The sequence below is a fragment of the Variovorax sp. Sphag1AA genome, assembly GCF_014192575.1.
Taxonomy (GTDB): Bacteria; Pseudomonadota; Gammaproteobacteria; order Burkholderiales; family Burkholderiaceae_C; genus Variovorax.
The window spans coordinates 374826-391794 of record NZ_JACHYC010000003.1; the positions used below are offsets into that span (position 1 = coordinate 374826).

Sequence of the window (16969 nt, forward strand, 5' to 3'; positions counted from 1 at the left end):
TCACCCCCCAAAGCCAACCTAGGAGCAAATCAATGAACCTGTCTGAACACCAGGTGGCCGCGCCGCGCCGCGCGTCTGCCACGGAAATGCCGATCCTCGACCTCGGCGACTGGCTCGCCGGCGGCCCCATCGGGCCGGTCGTGGAGCAATTCAAGGCGGCCTGCACCAACACCGGCTTCTTCTATGTGAAGAACCACGGCGTGCCGCAAGAGACGATCAATGGCGTCTTCGAAGCCACCCGGCGCTACATGTCGCTGCCGATGGAAGAGCGCCTTCGCGACAAGATCGACGAGCGCTTCCGCCGCGGCTTCATGCCGATGGGCGTGACGCAGCACCCGGGCCACAAGCCCGATCTCAAGGAAAGCTACGAGCTCGGAATGGATCTCGCCCTGAGCGATCCCGATGTCGCTTCGGGCCGGCCGCTGCATGGCCCCAATCGATGGCCTGCCGACAAGCCGTGGCTCGAAGAAGCCGCCATGAAGTACTTCGCGGCCACCATCCAGCTCGGTCGCAGTCTCTTGAAAGTCTTCGCAACCGCCGTTGGCAAGGAAGAGGACTTCTTCCTGCAGTACGCAAAGAAGCCGATGGTGCAGTCGCGGCTCTTTCACTATCCGCCGCAGCAGTCATTCACCAACCTAGAGTTGGGTGCGGCCGCGCATACCGACTACGGCATGCTGACGCTCCTGGCGCAGGACCCGATCGGCGGCCTGGAGCTGTGCACCCGCAACGGCGAATGGGTCGCCGCGCCCTATATCGAAGGGACGCTCGTCATCAACCTCGGGGACCTCGTGAAGGTCTGGACCAACGACGTCTACGTCTCGAATCCGCACCGCGTCGCGAACCGCACGGGCAAGGAGCGCTACTCGATCCCCACCTTCTTCAACCTGGACTACGACACGCCGGTCGCCTGCCTGCCCGAGTTCGCGCCGTCGTCGGGCGAGCCGCGTCATGCGCCGATCAAGTCGGGCGAGTACCTCGTGCAACGGTTCGCGGCGGTACAGAAGTACAAGACGCCGGCGGAGCTGGCTGAAGGCTAGGCCGGGTTCGTCAAGCCGCGGCGGCGCGCGGCGACTTGGCGCGCCGTTCCACCTCCGCGAGCACGCGCGTGAGTTCGCGCAGGAACGCATCGACCGCCAACGGCAGGTTGCGCCCCTTGTGGACGCTCAGCGCGAAGCGCTGCGGTCTCGCGCGCGAATCCTTCAGGGGAATGTATGAACCGGCCCGCGGATTGCCGAAGGGATCATCCAGCGGCCGGGTCGTGAACGTCAGGCACATGCCCTCGGCCGCGACATTGCGCATGAGTTCGTAGGAGTTGGTTTCCAGCGCGACCCGCGGCCGGATCTTGGCCTTGGCAAGCATCTCGTCGTATTGCTGCTTGGCCCACAGCGACGAGTCCAGTGTGGAGAGGCCGTACTCGGCGCAATCGCTGAGCCTGAGCGTCTCGAAGTGCTCCAGCGGATGCCCCTTGGGCACCAGCACGAACAGCGGCAGGAGGCGCGTGTAGAGCACTGATAGATCCTGCAGCGGCACGTCGCCGAAGGTGAAGCAGGCGTCCAGCTCGTCGTTCAGCAGCATTTCCGCGAGCCTCGGGCTGCCCGCGACATGGATGTTGAAGGAGATGCCGGGATAGCGGTTCGAGAAGTCCGAAAGGAACTTCGGCATGAGGTCACGCACCAGCGACTCCGGCATGCCGAAGTTGATATGCCCGCGCTTGATGCCCTGGAGCGATTCGATCTCCGAATGCAGCCGGCGGGATTCGTTGCTCACGTTCTTGTAGTAGCGCATGAGCGCTTCGCCTGCGGCGGTGAGCTTGACCTTGCCGCGACCCTGGCGGCGTTCGAGCACCGGTGCGCCCAATGCGTCTTCGAGCATCGCGAGCTGTCGGCTGATCGCTGACGAAGCGACGTAGAGGTTTTCCGAAGCGGCCCGGATGGAGCCGGTGCGCACGACTTCGGCGAAGTATCGAAGCGAGGTCGAAGAGACGAGGTTCAATGGACCGGCCTTTGAAAGCAATCAGCGCATTGGATCATGCACCGCGGCTATGTCGCCTCGCTGCGAGCGCCCGATCGCATGTACTGGCTCGGCGGTACGCCGAGTTGGCGGCGGAACATCGCCGCGAAGGCGCTCGGGCTTTCGTAGCCATGGGCGAGCGCGACTTCGAGGATCGAGGCGCCTTCGGTCAGCCGTGCAAGGCTCAGAAGCAGCCGCGCCTGCCGGTACCACGCGCCGAGGTTCATGCCCGTCTCGCGCACGAAGAGGCGGGCCAGCGTGCGTGGATTCATGTGAAGCTGCTGCGCCCAGGCCTCCAGGCTCACGGGCTGTGATGGATCGGCGATCCAACGCCGCACATGGCGCGCGAGCCGCGCGTGCCGGGGCATCGGCACATGCAACGCCAGCGCGGGCGCGGCTTCGATCTCGTCGAGGATCAACTCCATGATCCGCGCGGGCCGGCCTTCGGCCGCGTAGTCCAGCGGCAGTGCGACACCCTCGAGGATCAGCGCGCGCAGCAACTCGCTGACCTCGATCACGCGGCAGGTGTCGGGAAGACCGATACGCGCGCCGGGCTCGACGAAGACGGTGCGCATGCGCACCTCGCCGGCCATGCGGATCTCGTGCGACATGCGCGACGGCACCCACACGCCGCGCCCCGGCGGCACCACCCAGCTGCCTTGCGCGGTGCTCACCATCATCACGCCGTGGATCGCGTGAATGAGCTGCCCGCGCCGATGGCGATGCTGCGGGATGTCGCCCTCGGGGTCGGTGGCGAGCACGGCCACCGGCCGGGGCGTGCGTTCGCCGTGAACCGGCTTCAAGTCGATGGCGGCGGGCTTTTGTTTGTCCATTTCTCGACGATTCTTGTGTCTTCGTAGCGCGACGATCATGGCACGGCTTCCTACGATGGGTTTTTCTTCGAAAGAAAGGCCATCGAATGACCTGCAACGCAGGAGGCGGCGAATGAACCGGGGTCGCCTCGCATTTCTCACCGGCACGCATGCCGTCAACGATCTCTACCAGGCGCTGATACCGGCACTGCTGCCGTTCATGGTGCTGGAGCGCGGCTACAGCTACACCGCGGTCAGCGGGCTGATGCTTGCTGCGACCGGGCTGTCGAGCGTGGTGCAACCGCTCTTCGGGCTGTATGCGGACAAGCATCCGCGCGCGTGGCTGGTGCCGGTGGGATTCATGGTCGCTGCACTCGGTGTGGTGCTTGCCGGACTGAGCGGCGACTACTGGCTCACCTGGTGCGCGGCCGCGCTCTGCGGACTCGGCACGGCGGCCTTTCATCCGCCCGCGACCGTGGCCGCGCGCGCCGCGGGCGGCGCATCGCAGCGCGCGATGAGCGTGTTCTCGGTCGGGGGGACCATCGGTGCTTCCTTCGCACCCATGCTGGCCGCCGCGACGGTGAGCGACGGCCTTGCGCGCAGCCATCTGCTCGGCCTGCCTGCACTGGCCATGGGCTTGCTGTGGCTGCTGATGGCACGTCGCACTTCAGGCGAGACGTCAGCGAACAAGACGGCGCGCCGAAGCCCTGTCACCGCCACCAACGACTGGCGCGCCTTCGCGCTGCTGGTCGCGGTCATCGTCGGCTGGTCCATTCCGTACGTGACTGCGATGTCGATGCTGTCGCTGTTCATCGGGCGCGAGCTCGGCGGCTCGTCCTTCCAGGCGGCGGCCGCGTTGACGTCCTTCACCGCGTCTGGCGCGGTCGGAACGTTGCTCGGTGGCTGGCTGGGCGACAGGCGAGGGCGCATGTGGCCGATCCGTGCGGGCTACCTGCTTGCGCTGCCGGCCTTCGCAGGGCTTGCGATGGCACCGAATGTGGCCACTGCAATGGCCTGCACCACGCTCGTCGGCCTGTTCATGTTCATGCCGTTCGCGCCGCAGGTGACGCTGGCGCAGGACTACCTGCCGCGCAACCCGGCGACCGCGAGCGGCATCACGCTCGGCCTGGCGCTCTCGGTGGGCGGCATGGTGTCGCCGCTGTTCGGGCTGCTCTCCGACGCACGCGGCCTGCGCTTCACGTTGACTGCGGTGCTGTGCGTGCTGGCGATCGCGGCGTTGATGGCGCTGCGGCTGCGCAACCGCAATCCGCAGGCGGAGGCCGCTGCCACCGGTGTCGCGGTGGCGTCCCCCGTGCGCAGCTAGGCTTGTCCGAGAAGCTGCTCCACGTGCCGGGCGTAGTCGATGAAGAAGCGCAGGCTGTGCGGATTCGCCATCGCATCCGGGCTCGCGACCTTGTCGGGCGCGGCGCCGAGCAGCAGCTTGCGCACTGGCACTTCCATCTTCTTGCCGCTCAGCGTGCGCGGGATCTCATCGACCTGCACTACCTCGTTCGGCACGTGCCGCGCAGAGGCCTTGGTGCGGATCTGCGTGCTGATGCGCTGCGTGAGCGCATCGTCCAGCGTCGCGCCCGGCTGGAGCACGACGAACAGCGGCATGAACGAAGGGCGGCCCAGGTATTCGAGGTCCACCACGAGGCTGTCGCGCACCTCGGGCAACTCTTCGACCACGCGGTAGATCTCGGCCGTGCCCATGCGGATGCCGAAGCGGTTGATGGTGCTGTCGGAACGCCCGTAGATCACCGAGCTGCGGCGCGGCGTGAAGCGGATCCAGTCCCCATGGCGCCAAACGCCCGGGAAGGTGTCGAAGTAGCTTTCCAGGTAGCGCTTGTTGCTCGGGTCGTTCCAGAAGAACACCGGCATCGAGGGCATGGGCTGCGTGATCACCAGTTCGCCGACTTCGTCGATCACCGGCTGGCCGGCTTCGTTGTACGCAAAGGCAGCGACACCCAGCTCGGGGCACTGGATCTCGCCCGCATGCACAGGCAGCGTCGGCGCACAGGCGACGAAGCCCGACGCAATGTCGGTGCCGCCACTGATCGAGGCCAGCCAGAGGTCGGGCTTGACCGCGTCGTAGACCCAGCGATAGGCGTCGATCGGCAGGGGAGAGCCTGTGGCATTGATGGCGCGTAGCTTTTCGAGTGGCACCAGGTCACGCGGCCGCAGGCCGTCCTTCATGCAGTTGATGAGGTACGCCGCACCACAGCCGAAGAGCGTGACGCCCTGCGCATCGATGAAGCGCCAGAGCGACTCGCCGTCGGGCCATGCAGGATTGCCATCGAAAAGCACGATGCTCGCGCCGGTGAGCAACGCGCCGACCTGCAGGTTCCAGACGATCCATCCGGTGCTGCCGAGGAACGTCAGCCTGTCGCCGGCGCGCAGGTCGTGCTGCAGCACCATGGTCTTCAGATGCGTGAGCACGATGCCGCCGTGGCTGTGGACCATGGCCTTGGGCAGCCCGGTCGTGCCGGAGGAATAGACGATCCACAGCGGATGGTCGAAGGGAAGGCGCTCGTAGCGTGGCGGTGCCGGTTCGGACAGCGCCTCGGTCCATTCCAGGCAGTCGCGCCAGCCGATGGAACGCCCGGGAGCCAGCGGGCCGGGCACATGGATCACGCGCTGCACGCTCGGCAACTGTGCCAGCAACTCGTCGACCTGCGGGGCGCGGTCGTGCAGCTTGCCGTTGTAGCTGTAGCTGTCGGACGCAAGCAGCAGGCAAGGTTCGATCTGGCGCAGGCGATCGAGCACGACCGACGGCCCCATGTCCGGCGCGCAACTGGACCAGATCGCACCGATGCTCGCGCATGCGAGAAAGGCCACGACGGTTTCCGGTCGATTGGGCAGGTAGCCCGCGACGCGATCGCCGGGCCGAACGCCCCACGCACGCATGCGCGCGGCGAGGGCCGCGGTGTCGCGCTCCAGCTCGGCCCAGCTCACTTCGCGCACTGGCGCGTTCTCGGTGCGCGCGATGATCGCCGGGCGCTCCGTCGTGGCGTTGCGCAGCAGGTTCTCGGCGTAGTTGAGCCGCATGTTCGGAAACCAGCGCGCGCCCGGCATCTGGCGGTCTGCCAATGCAGGCTTGCGCTCGCCTTCGCCGGCTACGTCGAAGTAGTCCCAGATCGATTGCCAGAAGCCTTCGAGGTCGTCGGTCGACCAGCGCCACAGGTCTTCGTAGTTCGCGGTCTTTACGCCCCGATGCGCGGCAAGCCACTCTTGATAGTGATTCAGCCGGCTGGCGCGGACCTGCTCGGGCGAGGGTGACCACAGCAGTTCGCCGTGGCCTTCTGGAAGGGACTGGGGTTGCATAGGGGTCGTTTTTACAGCGGTTCGCAACCGAAGCGATGCAGCACGTTGCGCAGCAGGCCGTCGAACACTGGATCGCTGCCGACCACCCATGCGGCTCCGACTGCACCTGCGTGGAAGACGTGGCCTCCTTGGGGGCGTTCCCAATAGATCATCTCCGCGGACAGGCCATCGAGCGAATCGGTCACGCGCGAATGCCAGTCCAGGTAGGTATCCATCGCACCGGGCACGCGGCGAATACCTTGCGCGATCACTGTGAGTCCGGCCGGCGGTTCGGGCAGTGCGGCGCCAGGCGGAGAGTCATGCGTCATGCGCAGCAGCGTCGCGGTGCTCAGGTCCCACTCGTGGCCGATGGCGCGCGGCAGTCCGCCGCCGGGCGCATGGCCGAAGGTCCGGCCGCGCTCGAGGCCCAGCCGGTGCGGCTCGTTGAACAGCGCATGTCCGGGCTCGGCCACGTGGTAGACGCCGAAATCCTCCGCATCGGCGAAGCCCCAGCCCGCCGTTTCGAGGCCGATGATGCTCGCCGCCGATCGCCCGACCGCGCGCAACTGTCCGCCGCGCGCCCAGTCCTGGCTGTGGAACGCCTCGCCGAAGGGACCGGCGGGCGGGCGAAGTTCGGCATTGGCGGGATCGGCGCCGCGGTCTTCGTTCTTGCGCTGCTCCATCACGCCCATCGCTTCGTCGAAGCTGACGCGCAGGTACATGGTGTTGCCCGAGAGCACCACCGCGTTTCCGCCGCGCTTGAGCATGGCGTCGAAGGCATCGACCACCGGCGTGGACCAGTACTCGCTGTGGCCATTGACCACGACCGTTCGATAGCGCGCGAGCAACTCGGGGTTGGCGTGCACGTCGAGGTCCGCGAGCAGGTCGAACTCGTAGCCTTCGCGTTCAAGCCACGCATGCAGGCGGCGTTCCAGCCGTGTCCATTGCGAGAAGCCGCTGCCGGCCGGATCGTAGAGCGCGGCCGGGCTCGCGTTGGGCCATGGCATGCGCAACCCGGTGAAGTAGCTGGGCTGACCCGCATGGTGGTAGGTGTAGCTGCAGAAGGCGGGCGCCTGCGGATGGCTGTTCGGCAGACCGGTGGAGCGGCGCGGCCACACCGGGTCTTCCACCTGATTGCGCGCGAAGGGCGTTGCCGCGTACGCCAGCCAGCTGCTCATCGCGCAAAGCACCAGCAGCGGCGCGGGTTTCGCATCCGCGGGCCGCTTGACGAGGAAGGTGATGTCGTAGATCGCCTCGCGTCCTTCCCAGTCGAAGCGCAACCGTGCCACATGCAGCCCGGGGCGCGCGTCGGCGGGCAAGGTGATGCTGTGGTTCGAGTCCCAGCGGCAGTCGTAGAGGTCGTCGCTGGCAAGTCGCAGCCCTTGCCGCTGGCCGGGCGCGGCAAATGGATCGCCGCCATCTTCGGTTTCTTCATCGAAAGCCGGCCCGCGGATCATCCATGCGCCGTGGTTGACGATGCGTCCATGGCGCTGGTGACCGCTGGCATCGGCCACGCCGTCGCCACGTCCTTCGCGCAGCGGCCAGCAGGCGCGCACCGCTGGATCGAATGGAAGTTGTTGCGCACGCAACGCCACGCGCGCGGCGATTTCGTCGGCGGGCAGGGCTCTTTCGTAGATCGCAGGCATTGCGAGGTCGACATCGGCCAGCGCGTCCGCGCCGTGGCGTTCACCGGCTGCGCCGAGGCGCAGCGGTGCCGGGCCCGGGAACACGAGACCCGTCGACGGCCATCGGCCGGTGCATATGCCGTCGATCCACAACGCCGCCCATTGGCCGTCCCATGTCGCAGCCACGTGCTGCCAGCGCCGTGCGGTCAGCGGGCCGCCGGTGTGCAGGCATGCGCTACGTTGCGTACCGCCATCGCCGAGATACAGCGCAAGCGCGCCATCGACCTCGATGAAAAGACCGAACCCGCACTGCGCCGGCGCGTCGTATTGCGTGATCAACGCCTGCCGCTCGCCGGTGCAACGCCACGGCATGACCCAGCATTCGAGCGTGAGACCGGAAAGCGGCAAGGTCGCCGGCAGTCCCCTCTCGACATGCACGTAAGAGCCCGGGTGAATCGGCTGCACGCAAGCGGCCGATGCACCGAGGTCTGAGATTTCGACGTCATCGCGCCGGCTGTCCGCATCCTGGCCCAGACGACACACCGAGATGTCGTAGGGGCGATCGCTACTGACGTGGAAGTCGATGCGCTGCCCGGCATGCACGCTTTTCGCACTCGCGTAGCCATGCACGCCCGGCACGACCAGCGGGCGGTGCGGCGGGATCGGACGGGTCATTCCGTGGTGAAGCCCGAAGCCTTGACCACCGGTCCCCAGCGCTTGAGGTCGTCGGCGATCAACGTCGCGAGTTCTTCAGGCGTGCTCGGATTCGCATCGCTGCTGAGTTTGGCAAGCCGCTCCTGCACTTCGGGCAGCGCGAGGGCTTTGCCGAGTGCCGCGTGCAGTTGGGTGACAGTGGCGCGGGGTGTGCCAGTGGGCACGAAGAGGCCGGTCCATTCAAGCGTGTCGAAATTCGGCTGTCCCAATTCCTTCAGCGTCGGCACATCCGGCAGCAGCGAGGTGCGCTTGACGCCGTTCACGGCCAGGACCCTGAGCTTGCCGCTCTGCTGGTACTGCACGAGATCCGCGATCGGGGTGATGCCGGCAGCCACCTGGTTACCCAGAAGATCCTGGACCAGCGGCGCCGCGCCGCGATAGGGAACGGCAGTGAGTTCGATCTTCGCGTCGTGGCCCAGGCGATAGCCCATGAACTGCGCCACGCTGCCGGCCGCCGGCACGCCGTAGCTGGACTTCGACTTGTCGTTTCGGGCCAGCATCAGCCATTCATTCACGTTGCGCACCGGCACTGCTGTCGGCACCGCGATGCCCTCGTAGAAGGTCGCGATGCGACCGACCGCCTGGAAGTCCTTTGTCGGGTCGTAGCGCACCGACTTCGAGGTCAGCGGCAGCATGACCATCATGTGCATGTTGGCCAGCAACACGGTCAGTCCGTCGGGCTGCGCACCACGCACGAAGTCGGCAGCGATCTGGCCGCCGGCGCCGGTGCGGTTCTCCACCACCACGGTCGTACCGAGTTCCGACGAGAGCTTGTCGGCCAGCGTGCGTGCCTGCACATCAGCCGACCCGCCCGCCGGATACCCGACGATCAAACGCAGCGGCCCCTTGCCCGTGGGCACCTGCGCGGACGCCGCGCAGGCGAAGGCAATGCTCGTGAGGGCGAGCGAGAAGCGAAGCAGGGCAGGCAGCGTCATGGGGTCATCCTTCGAGGAGGGTCTGTGGAGTGGGAAGCGAGAGAAAAGGGGAGATCAGATCAGCTTGAGCCGCGTCACTTCGTCGGCCAGATCGGCCAGCGCGCGTTCCAGCCTTTCGACCAGTTCATCGAGCTCGGCTTCGCTGATCGTCAGCGGCGGCGTGATCATCTGGAAGTCGCCGAACTTGCCGAGATTGGCGCGGCGGTTGTAGAGCGCAATGCCGTGGCGAAGCCCGTGAACCGTGAGCTTGGCGGGTGCGTTGAATTCCGGCGGCAGCGCGCGACGCGAACCCTTGTCGGCCACGATCTCGATGGCGCTGAGCAGGCCCAGGCCGCGCACATCGCCCACCATCGGCGAGCGTTCGGCAAGCGCCTGCAGCCGCTTGCGCAGGCTCAGGCCGCGCTCGCGGGCGCGGGCCACGAGGTCCTGGCGCTCGACTTCATCCATCACCGCATTGGCGACCGCGCACGACAACGGGTTCGTGAAGTAGGTATGCCCATGTACGAAGCCGCCGCTGCCCGCGACCGCGTCGACGATGCGGTCGGGTGCCAGCAGGCAGCCCAGCGGCGTGTAGCCTGCGGCGAGGCCCTTTGCCAGCGTCACCAGATCGGGCCGTGCGGCGCGCCAGTGATGGGCGGCGAGGAATTCGCCCGTGCGACCAGCGCCGCTCATGATCTCGTCGTAGATCAGCAGCACGCCGTACTGGTCGCAGATCTGCCGCACCCGCTCGAAATACGCGTCCGGCGATACCACTGCGCCCGTCGAGAGGCCGCCGATCGGTTCGAGGATGAAGGCCAGGACCGTCTCCGGTCCTTCGCGCTCGATGGTCCGGGCCAGATCCTCGGCACAGGCCATCGCGTAGCTTTCCTCGGTGTGGCCTTCGGGCAGCCGGTACGACAGCGGCGCCGGCACCTTGGGCATCGGCTTGATCATCGGCCCATAGATCGCCTGCGTGTGTTCATCGCCGGTGACCGAAAGCGCACCGAGCGTCGAACCGTGGTAGCTCGGGTTGCGCGAGATCACCTTCCAGCGGCTTCCCTGGCCGCTCACCACTGCGTATTGGCGTGCGAGCTTGATCGCCGATTCGTTCGCTTCCGATCCGCCCGAGACGAAGAAGGCGCGATCGAAGCCGTCGCCGGCCAGCGCGCAGACACGGTCGGCCAGTGCGATGTTGTGCTCGCTCTCGAAGAAGCGCGGGTACGCGAAGCTCACCCGCGCGGCCTGTTCCTGCATGGCCGACAGCACATGCGGATTGCCGTGGCCGATGTTGGCCACCACCGCCCCGGCGGTCGCATCCAGGTAGCGATGGCCGTCCGCATCCCACAGGTAGACGCCTTCGCCGCGGCCTACGCGCGGCGGACGCGGCGAGCCTTTGGGGCTGTAGAAGGCGAGGACCGAGCCACCGTGCGGTGTGTCGCCGAGGAGGCGTGGCGCAGCGGTGGTCGCTGGAGAACTGGCAACGGGTTGATTCATCCCGCAACGATACGGAGATCGCGCCCGCAAAAGAAGCAGCATGGAAGGATGAAGTCCTATACGCTCGGCGCATGAAGCTCGTACACGACCGCATCGACCTGCTGGCGACTTTCCTGCGCATCGCCGAGACCGGCTCGCTCAGCAAGGCCGCGCGGCTGCTGGGCATCACCCAGCCAACTGCCAGCCGGCGCCTGCTCGAACTGGAGCGGCTGCTCGGCTGCAGGCTGGCGCTGCGCACCACCGCCAGCTTCTCGCTGACCGACGAGGGACGGCTCTTGATGGTCGAGGCAAGGGCGCTGTCAGACCGCTGGGCCAGTCTGTCCGAACGGATCTCCGGTGGCCGCAGCCGACCCGAGGGCACTTTGCGGGTGATCGGGCCTTCGGGCTACGGCACTGGCTTTCTCACGGATGCCGTGACGGACCTCCGTGCCGCATGGCCGCAACTGCGCGTGGAACTCACGCTGACCGACCGCGTGGTCGATCTCGTCGCGACCGGCGCGGAATGTTGGGTCTGCGTGGGCGAAGTGCGTGACCCGGGCCTCGTGAGCAGGCATCTGGGCGACATGGAGCGCATCTTGGTCGCGCATCCCGCGCTGCTGCGCCGCATCGGCCCCGTGACGCCGGCCAACCTGCCGACGCTGCCATGCGTGGGCCTCGTGCCGTACTTCGTCGATGCGGTTCGCCTGCTCGACAAGGCCGGGCGTTCTCAGACGGTGTCGATCGACACGCCCCTGCGCACCGACAGCCTGCTGTCGAGCTACCGCGCGATCCTCAACGGCGACGGTATCGGTGCTGCCGCGCCGTGGATGTGCCAGGCCGATCTGGAGTCGGGCCGCCTCAAGCGTGTGCTGCCGCGGCTGTGGCTCGAACCGGTGGGCATCCATGTGGCGCTGCCGCCGGGCCTGCATCGGCCGGCGCGCGTCACCGCGTTCATCGATGCGCTGCGACGGCGGATCAAGGACATGCGCGGGTTTCGCCCGGCGATGTGATGTCCGCCGCGAGGGACGTCAGGGCCGTGCCTCGAACACGAGGTTGAACGGCGTCTGTGCCGCACGCCGGAAGCGGCTGAAGCCACCTTCTCGGGCGACCGCGCGCAGACGCTGCTCACCGGCCTGCGCGCCGAGCCCGAGGCCGATCTCCTGCGACAGCGAGCATGGCGTGCACACCATGGTCGACGCGGAGTAGTAGATGCGTCCGACCGGATTGAGGTTGTCTTCGAGTCGATCGTTCGCGAACGGCTCGACGATCATCCACAGGCCGTCGGGCGACAGCGTTTCGCGCACGTGCCGCGCCGCACCGACTGGATCGCCCATGTCGTGCAGGCAGTCGAAGAAGGCGACCAGGTCGAACTCCCGGCCCGGATAGGTCTTCGCGCCCGCGACCTCGAAGCTCACGCGATCGTCGACGCCCGCCGCCTTTGCGCGTTCGCGCGCGGCGACGATCGAAGGCTCGTGGTAGTCGTAGCCGACGAAGGTCGACTCAGGGTAGGCCTGCGCCAGCACGATCGTCGACGCGCCGAAGCCGCAGCCCACGTCGGCAACGCGAGCGCCGTCGTGCAGTCGCTCGCGCATCCCGTCGAGCGCGGGGATCCAGCTCGGCTCGAGGTTCGCGTTGTAGCTCGCGCGGAAGAAGCGCTCGGTGCCCGAGAAAAGGGTCGAATGGTGTTCGTGCCACGCCAGGCCCGTGCCGTCGCGGAATGCTTTCTGGACCTTGTCGAGATCGAGGAACAACGACATCAGGACTTCGAAGCCGCCGCCCATGAAAGCAGGGCTGGCGTCGTCCGCGAGCACCAGCGCGGCCTCGGGCGACAGCGTGTAGGTTTCCGCGCCGGGGTCGTACTCGACGAAGCCGCTCGCGGCCTCCGCGTTGAGCCACTCGATCGCATAGCGCAATCGCAGATGGGTCTTTTCGCCGAATCGTTCGGCGGTCATCGGTCCGGCGCCGGCCATTGCCTTGTACAGCCCGAGCCTGTCGCCGAGGATCGTGAGCGGTGCGCTGGCGAGCGCACCGAACTCTTCGACCATTCGGCCGAGCAGGGCATTGAGCTTGTCTTCGTCGATCTGCATGGTGTTGCTCCTGTGAACATCGTCGTGCTGCATGCGGGCGCCCTCGGTCGATAGTTCGCGTGGCGGGCCCGATTGGTTACGCCCGTGGCGCTGCGCGGTTCACCGCATCGCATTCAGACCCGGTTCATGTGCATTAACCTGAGATTCATTCCCGCGGAGCAACCTCGGTCGGTTCACTTCTGGCGATCACCGACCCTGTGTTTCCTGCTACTCGACTATCCACATCCAGGAAGAGCGCGCTTGCCGGCAACGGCACCGCGTCCGCCGCTGCTGACAGCCGGCTGACCCGTTCGCGTGCGGCGAGCGTCGCCAGCCCTGTCGCCGTCGGGACTCTCGCGCTCGCATTGATGCTCGTGGCCCTGGCCGTGCTCTGGTTCGCCGGCCTCGGATCGCGATCGCTCATCAGCCCCGACGAAGGGCGCTACGCATCCATCGCGCTGGAGATGGCGCGCAGTGGCGACTGGATCACGCCGCGCCTGAACGGACTGCTCTATTTCGAGAAGCCCGTCATGCAGTACTGGCTCGGCGCGCTGGCCTTCCTCAGCTTTGGCGTGTCCGAATTCTCGGCACGGCTGTGGCCGGCGCTCTCGGGTTTCCTCACGCTGCTGATGGTGGGCTTCACCGGTGCGCGCCTCTGGGGGCGCGAGAGCGGCATTCGCGCGCTGGCGATCGCAGCGTCGATGACATGGGTCGTCGGCAACAGCCACTTCCTCACGCTCGATGCGGGACTGACCTTCTTCCTGACCCTCGCGCTCTGCGCGGTCCTTCTGGCCGAAGGTGCCACGTCGGATCCGACGGTGCGGCGTCGCTGGATCTGGCTTGCCTGGGCGGCCATGGCGGGTGCGGTGCTCAGCAAGGGTCTGGTGGGCGTGGTCATCCCGGCTGGCGTGTTGTTCCTCACGAGTCTGTGGCGCCGCGATGCCACGCTGGTTCGCGGCATGCACTGGGTGTCGGGCCTGCTGATCTTTTTCGCGCTCGCGACGCCGTGGTTCGTCATGGTGTCGATGCGCAACCCGATCTTTGCGCAGTTCTTCTTCGTGCATGAGCACTTTGCCCGCTACCTGACCACCGTGCATCAGCGGCAGGGCGCGTGGTGGTACTACGTGCCGCTGCTGCTGGGCGGCATGCTGCCGTGGACCAGCGCCTTGCCGTGGCTGGCCCAGCGGAGCGGGGCGGACAGCGAACGTGCCGACGACCGCAGCCGCGACCTGCTCGTCGTGTGGTGCGCTTTCGTGTTCCTCTTTTTCAGTGCATCGGGCTCGAAGCTGCCTTCGTACATCCTGCCGATGTTCCCGGCGCTTGCGCTGCTTGCGGCACGCGCGCTCCGCGATGTGCAGCCGAGTACCTTGCGCTGGCATCTGCTGCTGCCCACGCTCGCATGGGTGGCCGCCTTCGTCATCTCCACGAAAGCCAGCCGCCTGGCATCACCCGCAACGCCTGCGGAAGTGCTCGCGCCGATGGCGGAGGCCGTGCGCGTCGGCGCGGTGATCTTCGTGGCGTGCGCGGGGTTGGGCTGGTTCAGCCTGTCCCGCCAGAAGGTGACCACGGCGATTCTGAGCGTGGCATTCGGTCATCTGATCGCGACCACGGTGGTCCTTCAATCGCACGATGCGTATGGGCAGCTCAAGAGCGCGACGCCGTTCGTCTCGGCATTGCGCTCGGAACTGCGTCCGGGCACGCCGGTATTTTCCGTCGCCGCGTACGACCAGACGCTGCCGTTCTATCTCGGACGCGACGTGACCCTGGTGGCCTACATGGACGAATTCGCACTCGGCGAAGTCCAGGAGCCCGACAAGTGGATCAAGACCGTGGACGAGTTCGTCACGCGATGGCAGTCGCTCCCACAGGCCGCGGCCTACATCAACCCGGCGATCTGGACCGAGCTGCACCAGCGCGGCGTCCCGATGCGCGTCATCTACCAGGACTGGCGCCGCGTCGTGGTGATGAGGAAGTAGCCGACTCGCGCGCCATGCGCACGCACAGATCGAAGGCATGCTGCAGGCCTTCGATCTTCGCGACCCCCTTGCCTGCGATGTCGAAGGCGCTGCCGCTCGCGGAGGTCGCCACGGGCACCGGCAAGCCGCCGTGCAGCGTCACGCCTTGTTCGAAGCCCATGAGCTTCATCGCGATCTGGCCCTGGTCGTGATACATCGACACCACTGCGTCGAAGTCGCCGCGCCGCGCGCCGATAAAGACCGTGTCGGGCGAGTAGGGGCCGCGCGCATCGATGCCCTGGGCCTGGAGTGCGTGGACGGCCGGAGCGATGACTTCGATTTCCTCGGTGCCGATGGAGCCGCCGTCGCCGGCATGCGGATTGAGCCCCGACACCGCGATGCGCGGCGCCTCGACGCCTGCGCGGACAAGAGCGCCATGAATGATGCGCACCGCATCCTGCACCGCGTCGCCGGTGATGAGAGCCGCAACATCCTTGAGCGGCACATGCGAGGTCACGCGTGAAGTCCACAGGTTGCCCGTGATGTTGAACTCGCAGACGAAGCCCGGCACGTCGAAGCGCTCCTGCATGTAGCGCAGCTCGTCCTCGTGCTGCAGGCCACCGAGGCGAAGCGAATGCTTGTTGAGCGGCGCGAAGACGATGCCGTCGACGAGGCCTCGCCGCACGGCCTCGGTGGCGAGCTGCATCGCCTCGAACGAAGCCTTGCCCGAGTGGGCGTTCGATTCGCCGAGCACCGGCGCCCGTCCGTGCATCGTGTCCTGCGCCAACAGACTCGGCCGTCCGCTTTCGAAGGTGAGCGCATCGAGGCCCGCGACACGCAGCGGATCGGGCGCGGCGGCGCCTGCGATGCGCCAGCCGCTGTCGAGCACCAGCGGGTCGGAGATGAGCAGCAGGTCCGCCGCCTCGATGTTGTGCGCGCGGGCGAGCAGCTTGGCCGTCATCTCGGGGCCGATGCCGCTGGGGTCGCCGGGCAGCACTGCGATTCTGGGTTTCATCGACGTTCTTTCCTCAGGTTGTATGTCACTCGGCGCGCATGCCGGTGTCCCGCACCAGCTTGCCGTAGCGTTCGAATTCGGTGCGGTTCATCTCCGCAAAGGTCGCGATGTCCATCGGCGTGATCTCGCCGCCGAGCGCCTTGATGCGGTCCTGCACATCGGGCATGCGCAGGCTTTGGATGAGCTCTGCGTTGAGGCGCTCCACCGCGGCTCGCGGCGTACCCCCGGTGACGAAGAGGCCGTACCAGGTGTTGACGTCGGCCCCTGTGACGCCGGCCTCGGCGAGCGTCGGCACGTCGGGCAGCTCCGGGATTCGCCTGGCCGCGGCAACCGCGAGCGGCCGCAGCTTGCCCGACTTGATCTGCTGCATCGCCGAAGAAGCGCTGTCGAACATCATCTCCACCTGCCCACCGATGATGTCGATGTGCGCCTGCGAGCTGCCGCGGTAGGGCACATGGATGGCCTTCGTCCCCGTCGCGAGCGCGAAGGCCTCGCCGCCCACATGCTGCGTGCTGCCGATGCCCGAAGAGGCGTACCTGAAGGTGCCGGGCTTGGCGCGCATGGCGGTCACGAGCTCGTTCACGCTCTGGTACGGAGAGGTCGAGGGCACCACCAGAATGTTGGGCATCACCGCCACCAGGCCCACCGGCTGCAGATCCTTGAGCGGGTCGTACTTCAGCTTGAGCAGGTGTGGCGCGACGGCCTGGCCGGTGTTGGTCGCCAGCAGCAGCGTGGTGCCGTCGCTTACGGCGCGCGCCGTGAGTTCGGCCGCGATGGTGTTCGAGGCGCCGGGCCGGTTCTCGACGACGACCGGCTGCTTCAGCGAAACCGCGAACTTGTCCGCGAGCAGGCGCGCGAGGATGTCGGTGCCGCCGCCCGCCGATGCGCCGACCATGATCCGCACGGGCTTGTCCGGGTAGGTGCCCTGCGCGGCTGCCACGAGCGGCGCCGCGATCAGCAGCAGGGCGGCAAGGCCGCGGGCAGCGGCGCCGCGCAGCAGAGGCTGGAATGGCATGGGGTGTGTCTCCGAGTTTTTTTGAAGTCCGACGCACGCAGCTTAGGGATGTTCGCCATTCCAATCC

At 67.1% G+C, this 16969-nt stretch carries 13 protein-coding genes; 4 read left to right on the plus strand and 9 right to left on the minus strand.

All coding sequences use genetic code 11. The features are described 5' to 3' along the window. The first annotated feature begins 32 nt into the window (after positions 1–32). Positions 33–1037, plus strand: a complete 1005-nt coding sequence (locus FHW64_RS13650; RefSeq protein ID WP_184526968.1) for an isopenicillin N synthase family oxygenase — start codon at positions 33–35, stop codon at positions 1035–1037. A gap of 10 nt (positions 1038–1047) precedes the next feature. Here the strand turns inward: FHW64_RS13650 and FHW64_RS13655 are convergent, their stop codons facing one another. Then, positions 1048–1992, minus strand: a complete 945-nt coding sequence (locus tag FHW64_RS13655) for a LysR family transcriptional regulator (RefSeq protein ID WP_184526970.1) — start codon at positions 1990–1992, stop codon at positions 1048–1050. A gap of 47 nt (positions 1993–2039) precedes the next feature. Beyond that, positions 2040–2843 (minus strand): helix-turn-helix transcriptional regulator, encoded by an 804-nt coding sequence (locus FHW64_RS13660; RefSeq protein ID WP_184526972.1) that lies wholly within the window; start codon positions 2841–2843, stop codon positions 2040–2042. Between the two features lie 112 nt (positions 2844–2955). Here FHW64_RS13660 and FHW64_RS13665 point away from each other — a divergent pair, with 112 nt between their 5' ends. After that, positions 2956–4146: an MFS transporter gene (locus FHW64_RS13665; RefSeq protein ID WP_184526973.1), complete on the plus strand. Its 1191-nt coding sequence runs from the start codon at positions 2956–2958 to the stop codon at positions 4144–4146. Here the strand turns inward: FHW64_RS13665 and FHW64_RS13670 are convergent. Genes FHW64_RS13670 through FHW64_RS13685 form a run of 4 tightly spaced genes read right to left on the minus strand, consistent with a single transcriptional unit; the run spans position 4143 to position 10872 of the window. Further along, a complete protein-coding gene (locus FHW64_RS13670; protein ID WP_184526975.1) occupies positions 4143–6146 on the minus strand; it encodes an acetoacetate--CoA ligase in 2004 nt (667 codons plus the stop codon). The genes FHW64_RS13665 and FHW64_RS13670 overlap by 4 nt on opposite strands. A gap of 11 nt (positions 6147–6157) precedes the next feature. Beyond that, positions 6158–8425, minus strand: coding sequence for a LamG domain-containing protein (locus FHW64_RS13675; RefSeq protein WP_184526977.1), 2268 nt, complete (start codon positions 8423–8425; stop codon positions 6158–6160). Then, on the minus strand, positions 8422–9399 hold the full coding sequence (locus FHW64_RS13680) for a Bug family tripartite tricarboxylate transporter substrate binding protein (protein WP_184526979.1): 978 nt from the start codon (positions 9397–9399) through the stop codon (positions 8422–8424). The genes FHW64_RS13675 and FHW64_RS13680 overlap by 4 nt, the downstream gene beginning before the upstream one ends. Positions 9400–9453: 54 nt before the next feature. Next, the gene (locus FHW64_RS13685) at positions 9454–10872 is read right to left on the minus strand and encodes an aspartate aminotransferase family protein (RefSeq protein ID WP_184526981.1); all 1419 of its coding nucleotides are present in this window, start codon (positions 10870–10872) and stop codon (positions 9454–9456) included. 71 nt (positions 10873–10943) lie between these two features. Here FHW64_RS13685 and FHW64_RS13690 point away from each other — a divergent pair, with 71 nt between their 5' ends. Then, on the plus strand, positions 10944–11861 hold the full coding sequence (locus FHW64_RS13690) for a LysR family transcriptional regulator (RefSeq protein WP_184526983.1): 918 nt from the start codon (positions 10944–10946) through the stop codon (positions 11859–11861). 18 nt (positions 11862–11879) lie between these two features. Here FHW64_RS13690 and FHW64_RS13695 read toward each other — a convergent pair whose 3' ends face one another. Then, positions 11880–12938 carry a class I SAM-dependent methyltransferase gene (locus FHW64_RS13695; RefSeq protein WP_184526985.1) on the minus strand — a complete coding sequence of 353 codons (1059 nt, stop codon included), beginning with the start codon at positions 12936–12938 and terminating at the stop codon, positions 11880–11882. 197 nt (positions 12939–13135) lie between these two features. Here FHW64_RS13695 and FHW64_RS13700 point away from each other — a divergent pair, with 197 nt between their 5' ends. Continuing rightward, entirely contained in the window at positions 13136–14893 is a 1758-nt protein-coding gene (locus tag FHW64_RS13700) for a glycosyltransferase family 39 protein (protein ID WP_184526987.1), read from the plus strand. On the opposite strand, the gene FHW64_RS13705 is transcribed toward FHW64_RS13700, so the two are convergent. Then, a complete protein-coding gene (locus tag FHW64_RS13705) occupies positions 14850–15887 on the minus strand; it encodes a 4-hydroxythreonine-4-phosphate dehydrogenase PdxA (protein WP_184526989.1) in 1038 nt (345 codons plus the stop codon). The genes FHW64_RS13700 and FHW64_RS13705 overlap by 44 nt on opposite strands. A 25-nt stretch (positions 15888–15912) precedes the next feature. After that, on the minus strand, positions 15913–16902 hold the full coding sequence (locus FHW64_RS13710) for a tripartite tricarboxylate transporter substrate binding protein (protein WP_184526991.1): 990 nt from the start codon (positions 16900–16902) through the stop codon (positions 15913–15915). Between the last annotated feature and the right edge of the window lie 67 nt (positions 16903–16969).

Coding starts and splice junctions, on each gene's coding strand:
- FHW64_RS13695 (WP_184526985.1), bottom strand. CDS start 12,938: ATGCAGATCGACGAAGACAAGCTCAATGCCCTGCTCGGCCGAATGGTC.
- FHW64_RS13680 (WP_184526979.1), bottom strand. CDS start 9,399: ATGACGCTGCCTGCCCTGCTTCGCTTCTCGCTCGCCCTCACGAGCATT.
- FHW64_RS13665 (WP_184526973.1), top strand. CDS start 2,956: ATGAACCGGGGTCGCCTCGCATTTCTCACCGGCACGCATGCCGTCAAC.
- FHW64_RS13675 (WP_184526977.1), bottom strand. CDS start 8,425: ATGACCCGTCCGATCCCGCCGCACCGCCCGCTGGTCGTGCCGGGCGTG.
- FHW64_RS13670 (WP_184526975.1), bottom strand. CDS start 6,146: ATGCAACCCCAGTCCCTTCCAGAAGGCCACGGCGAACTGCTGTGGTCA.
- FHW64_RS13705 (WP_184526989.1), bottom strand. CDS start 15,887: ATGAAACCCAGAATCGCAGTGCTGCCCGGCGACCCCAGCGGCATCGGC.
- FHW64_RS13650 (WP_184526968.1), top strand. CDS start 33: ATGAACCTGTCTGAACACCAGGTGGCCGCGCCGCGCCGCGCGTCTGCC.
- FHW64_RS13710 (WP_184526991.1), bottom strand. CDS start 16,902: ATGCCATTCCAGCCTCTGCTGCGCGGCGCCGCTGCCCGCGGCCTTGCC.
- FHW64_RS13660 (WP_184526972.1), bottom strand. CDS start 2,843: ATGGACAAACAAAAGCCCGCCGCCATCGACTTGAAGCCGGTTCACGGC.
- FHW64_RS13690 (WP_184526983.1), top strand. CDS start 10,944: ATGAAGCTCGTACACGACCGCATCGACCTGCTGGCGACTTTCCTGCGC.
- FHW64_RS13685 (WP_184526981.1), bottom strand. CDS start 10,872: ATGAATCAACCCGTTGCCAGTTCTCCAGCGACCACCGCTGCGCCACGC.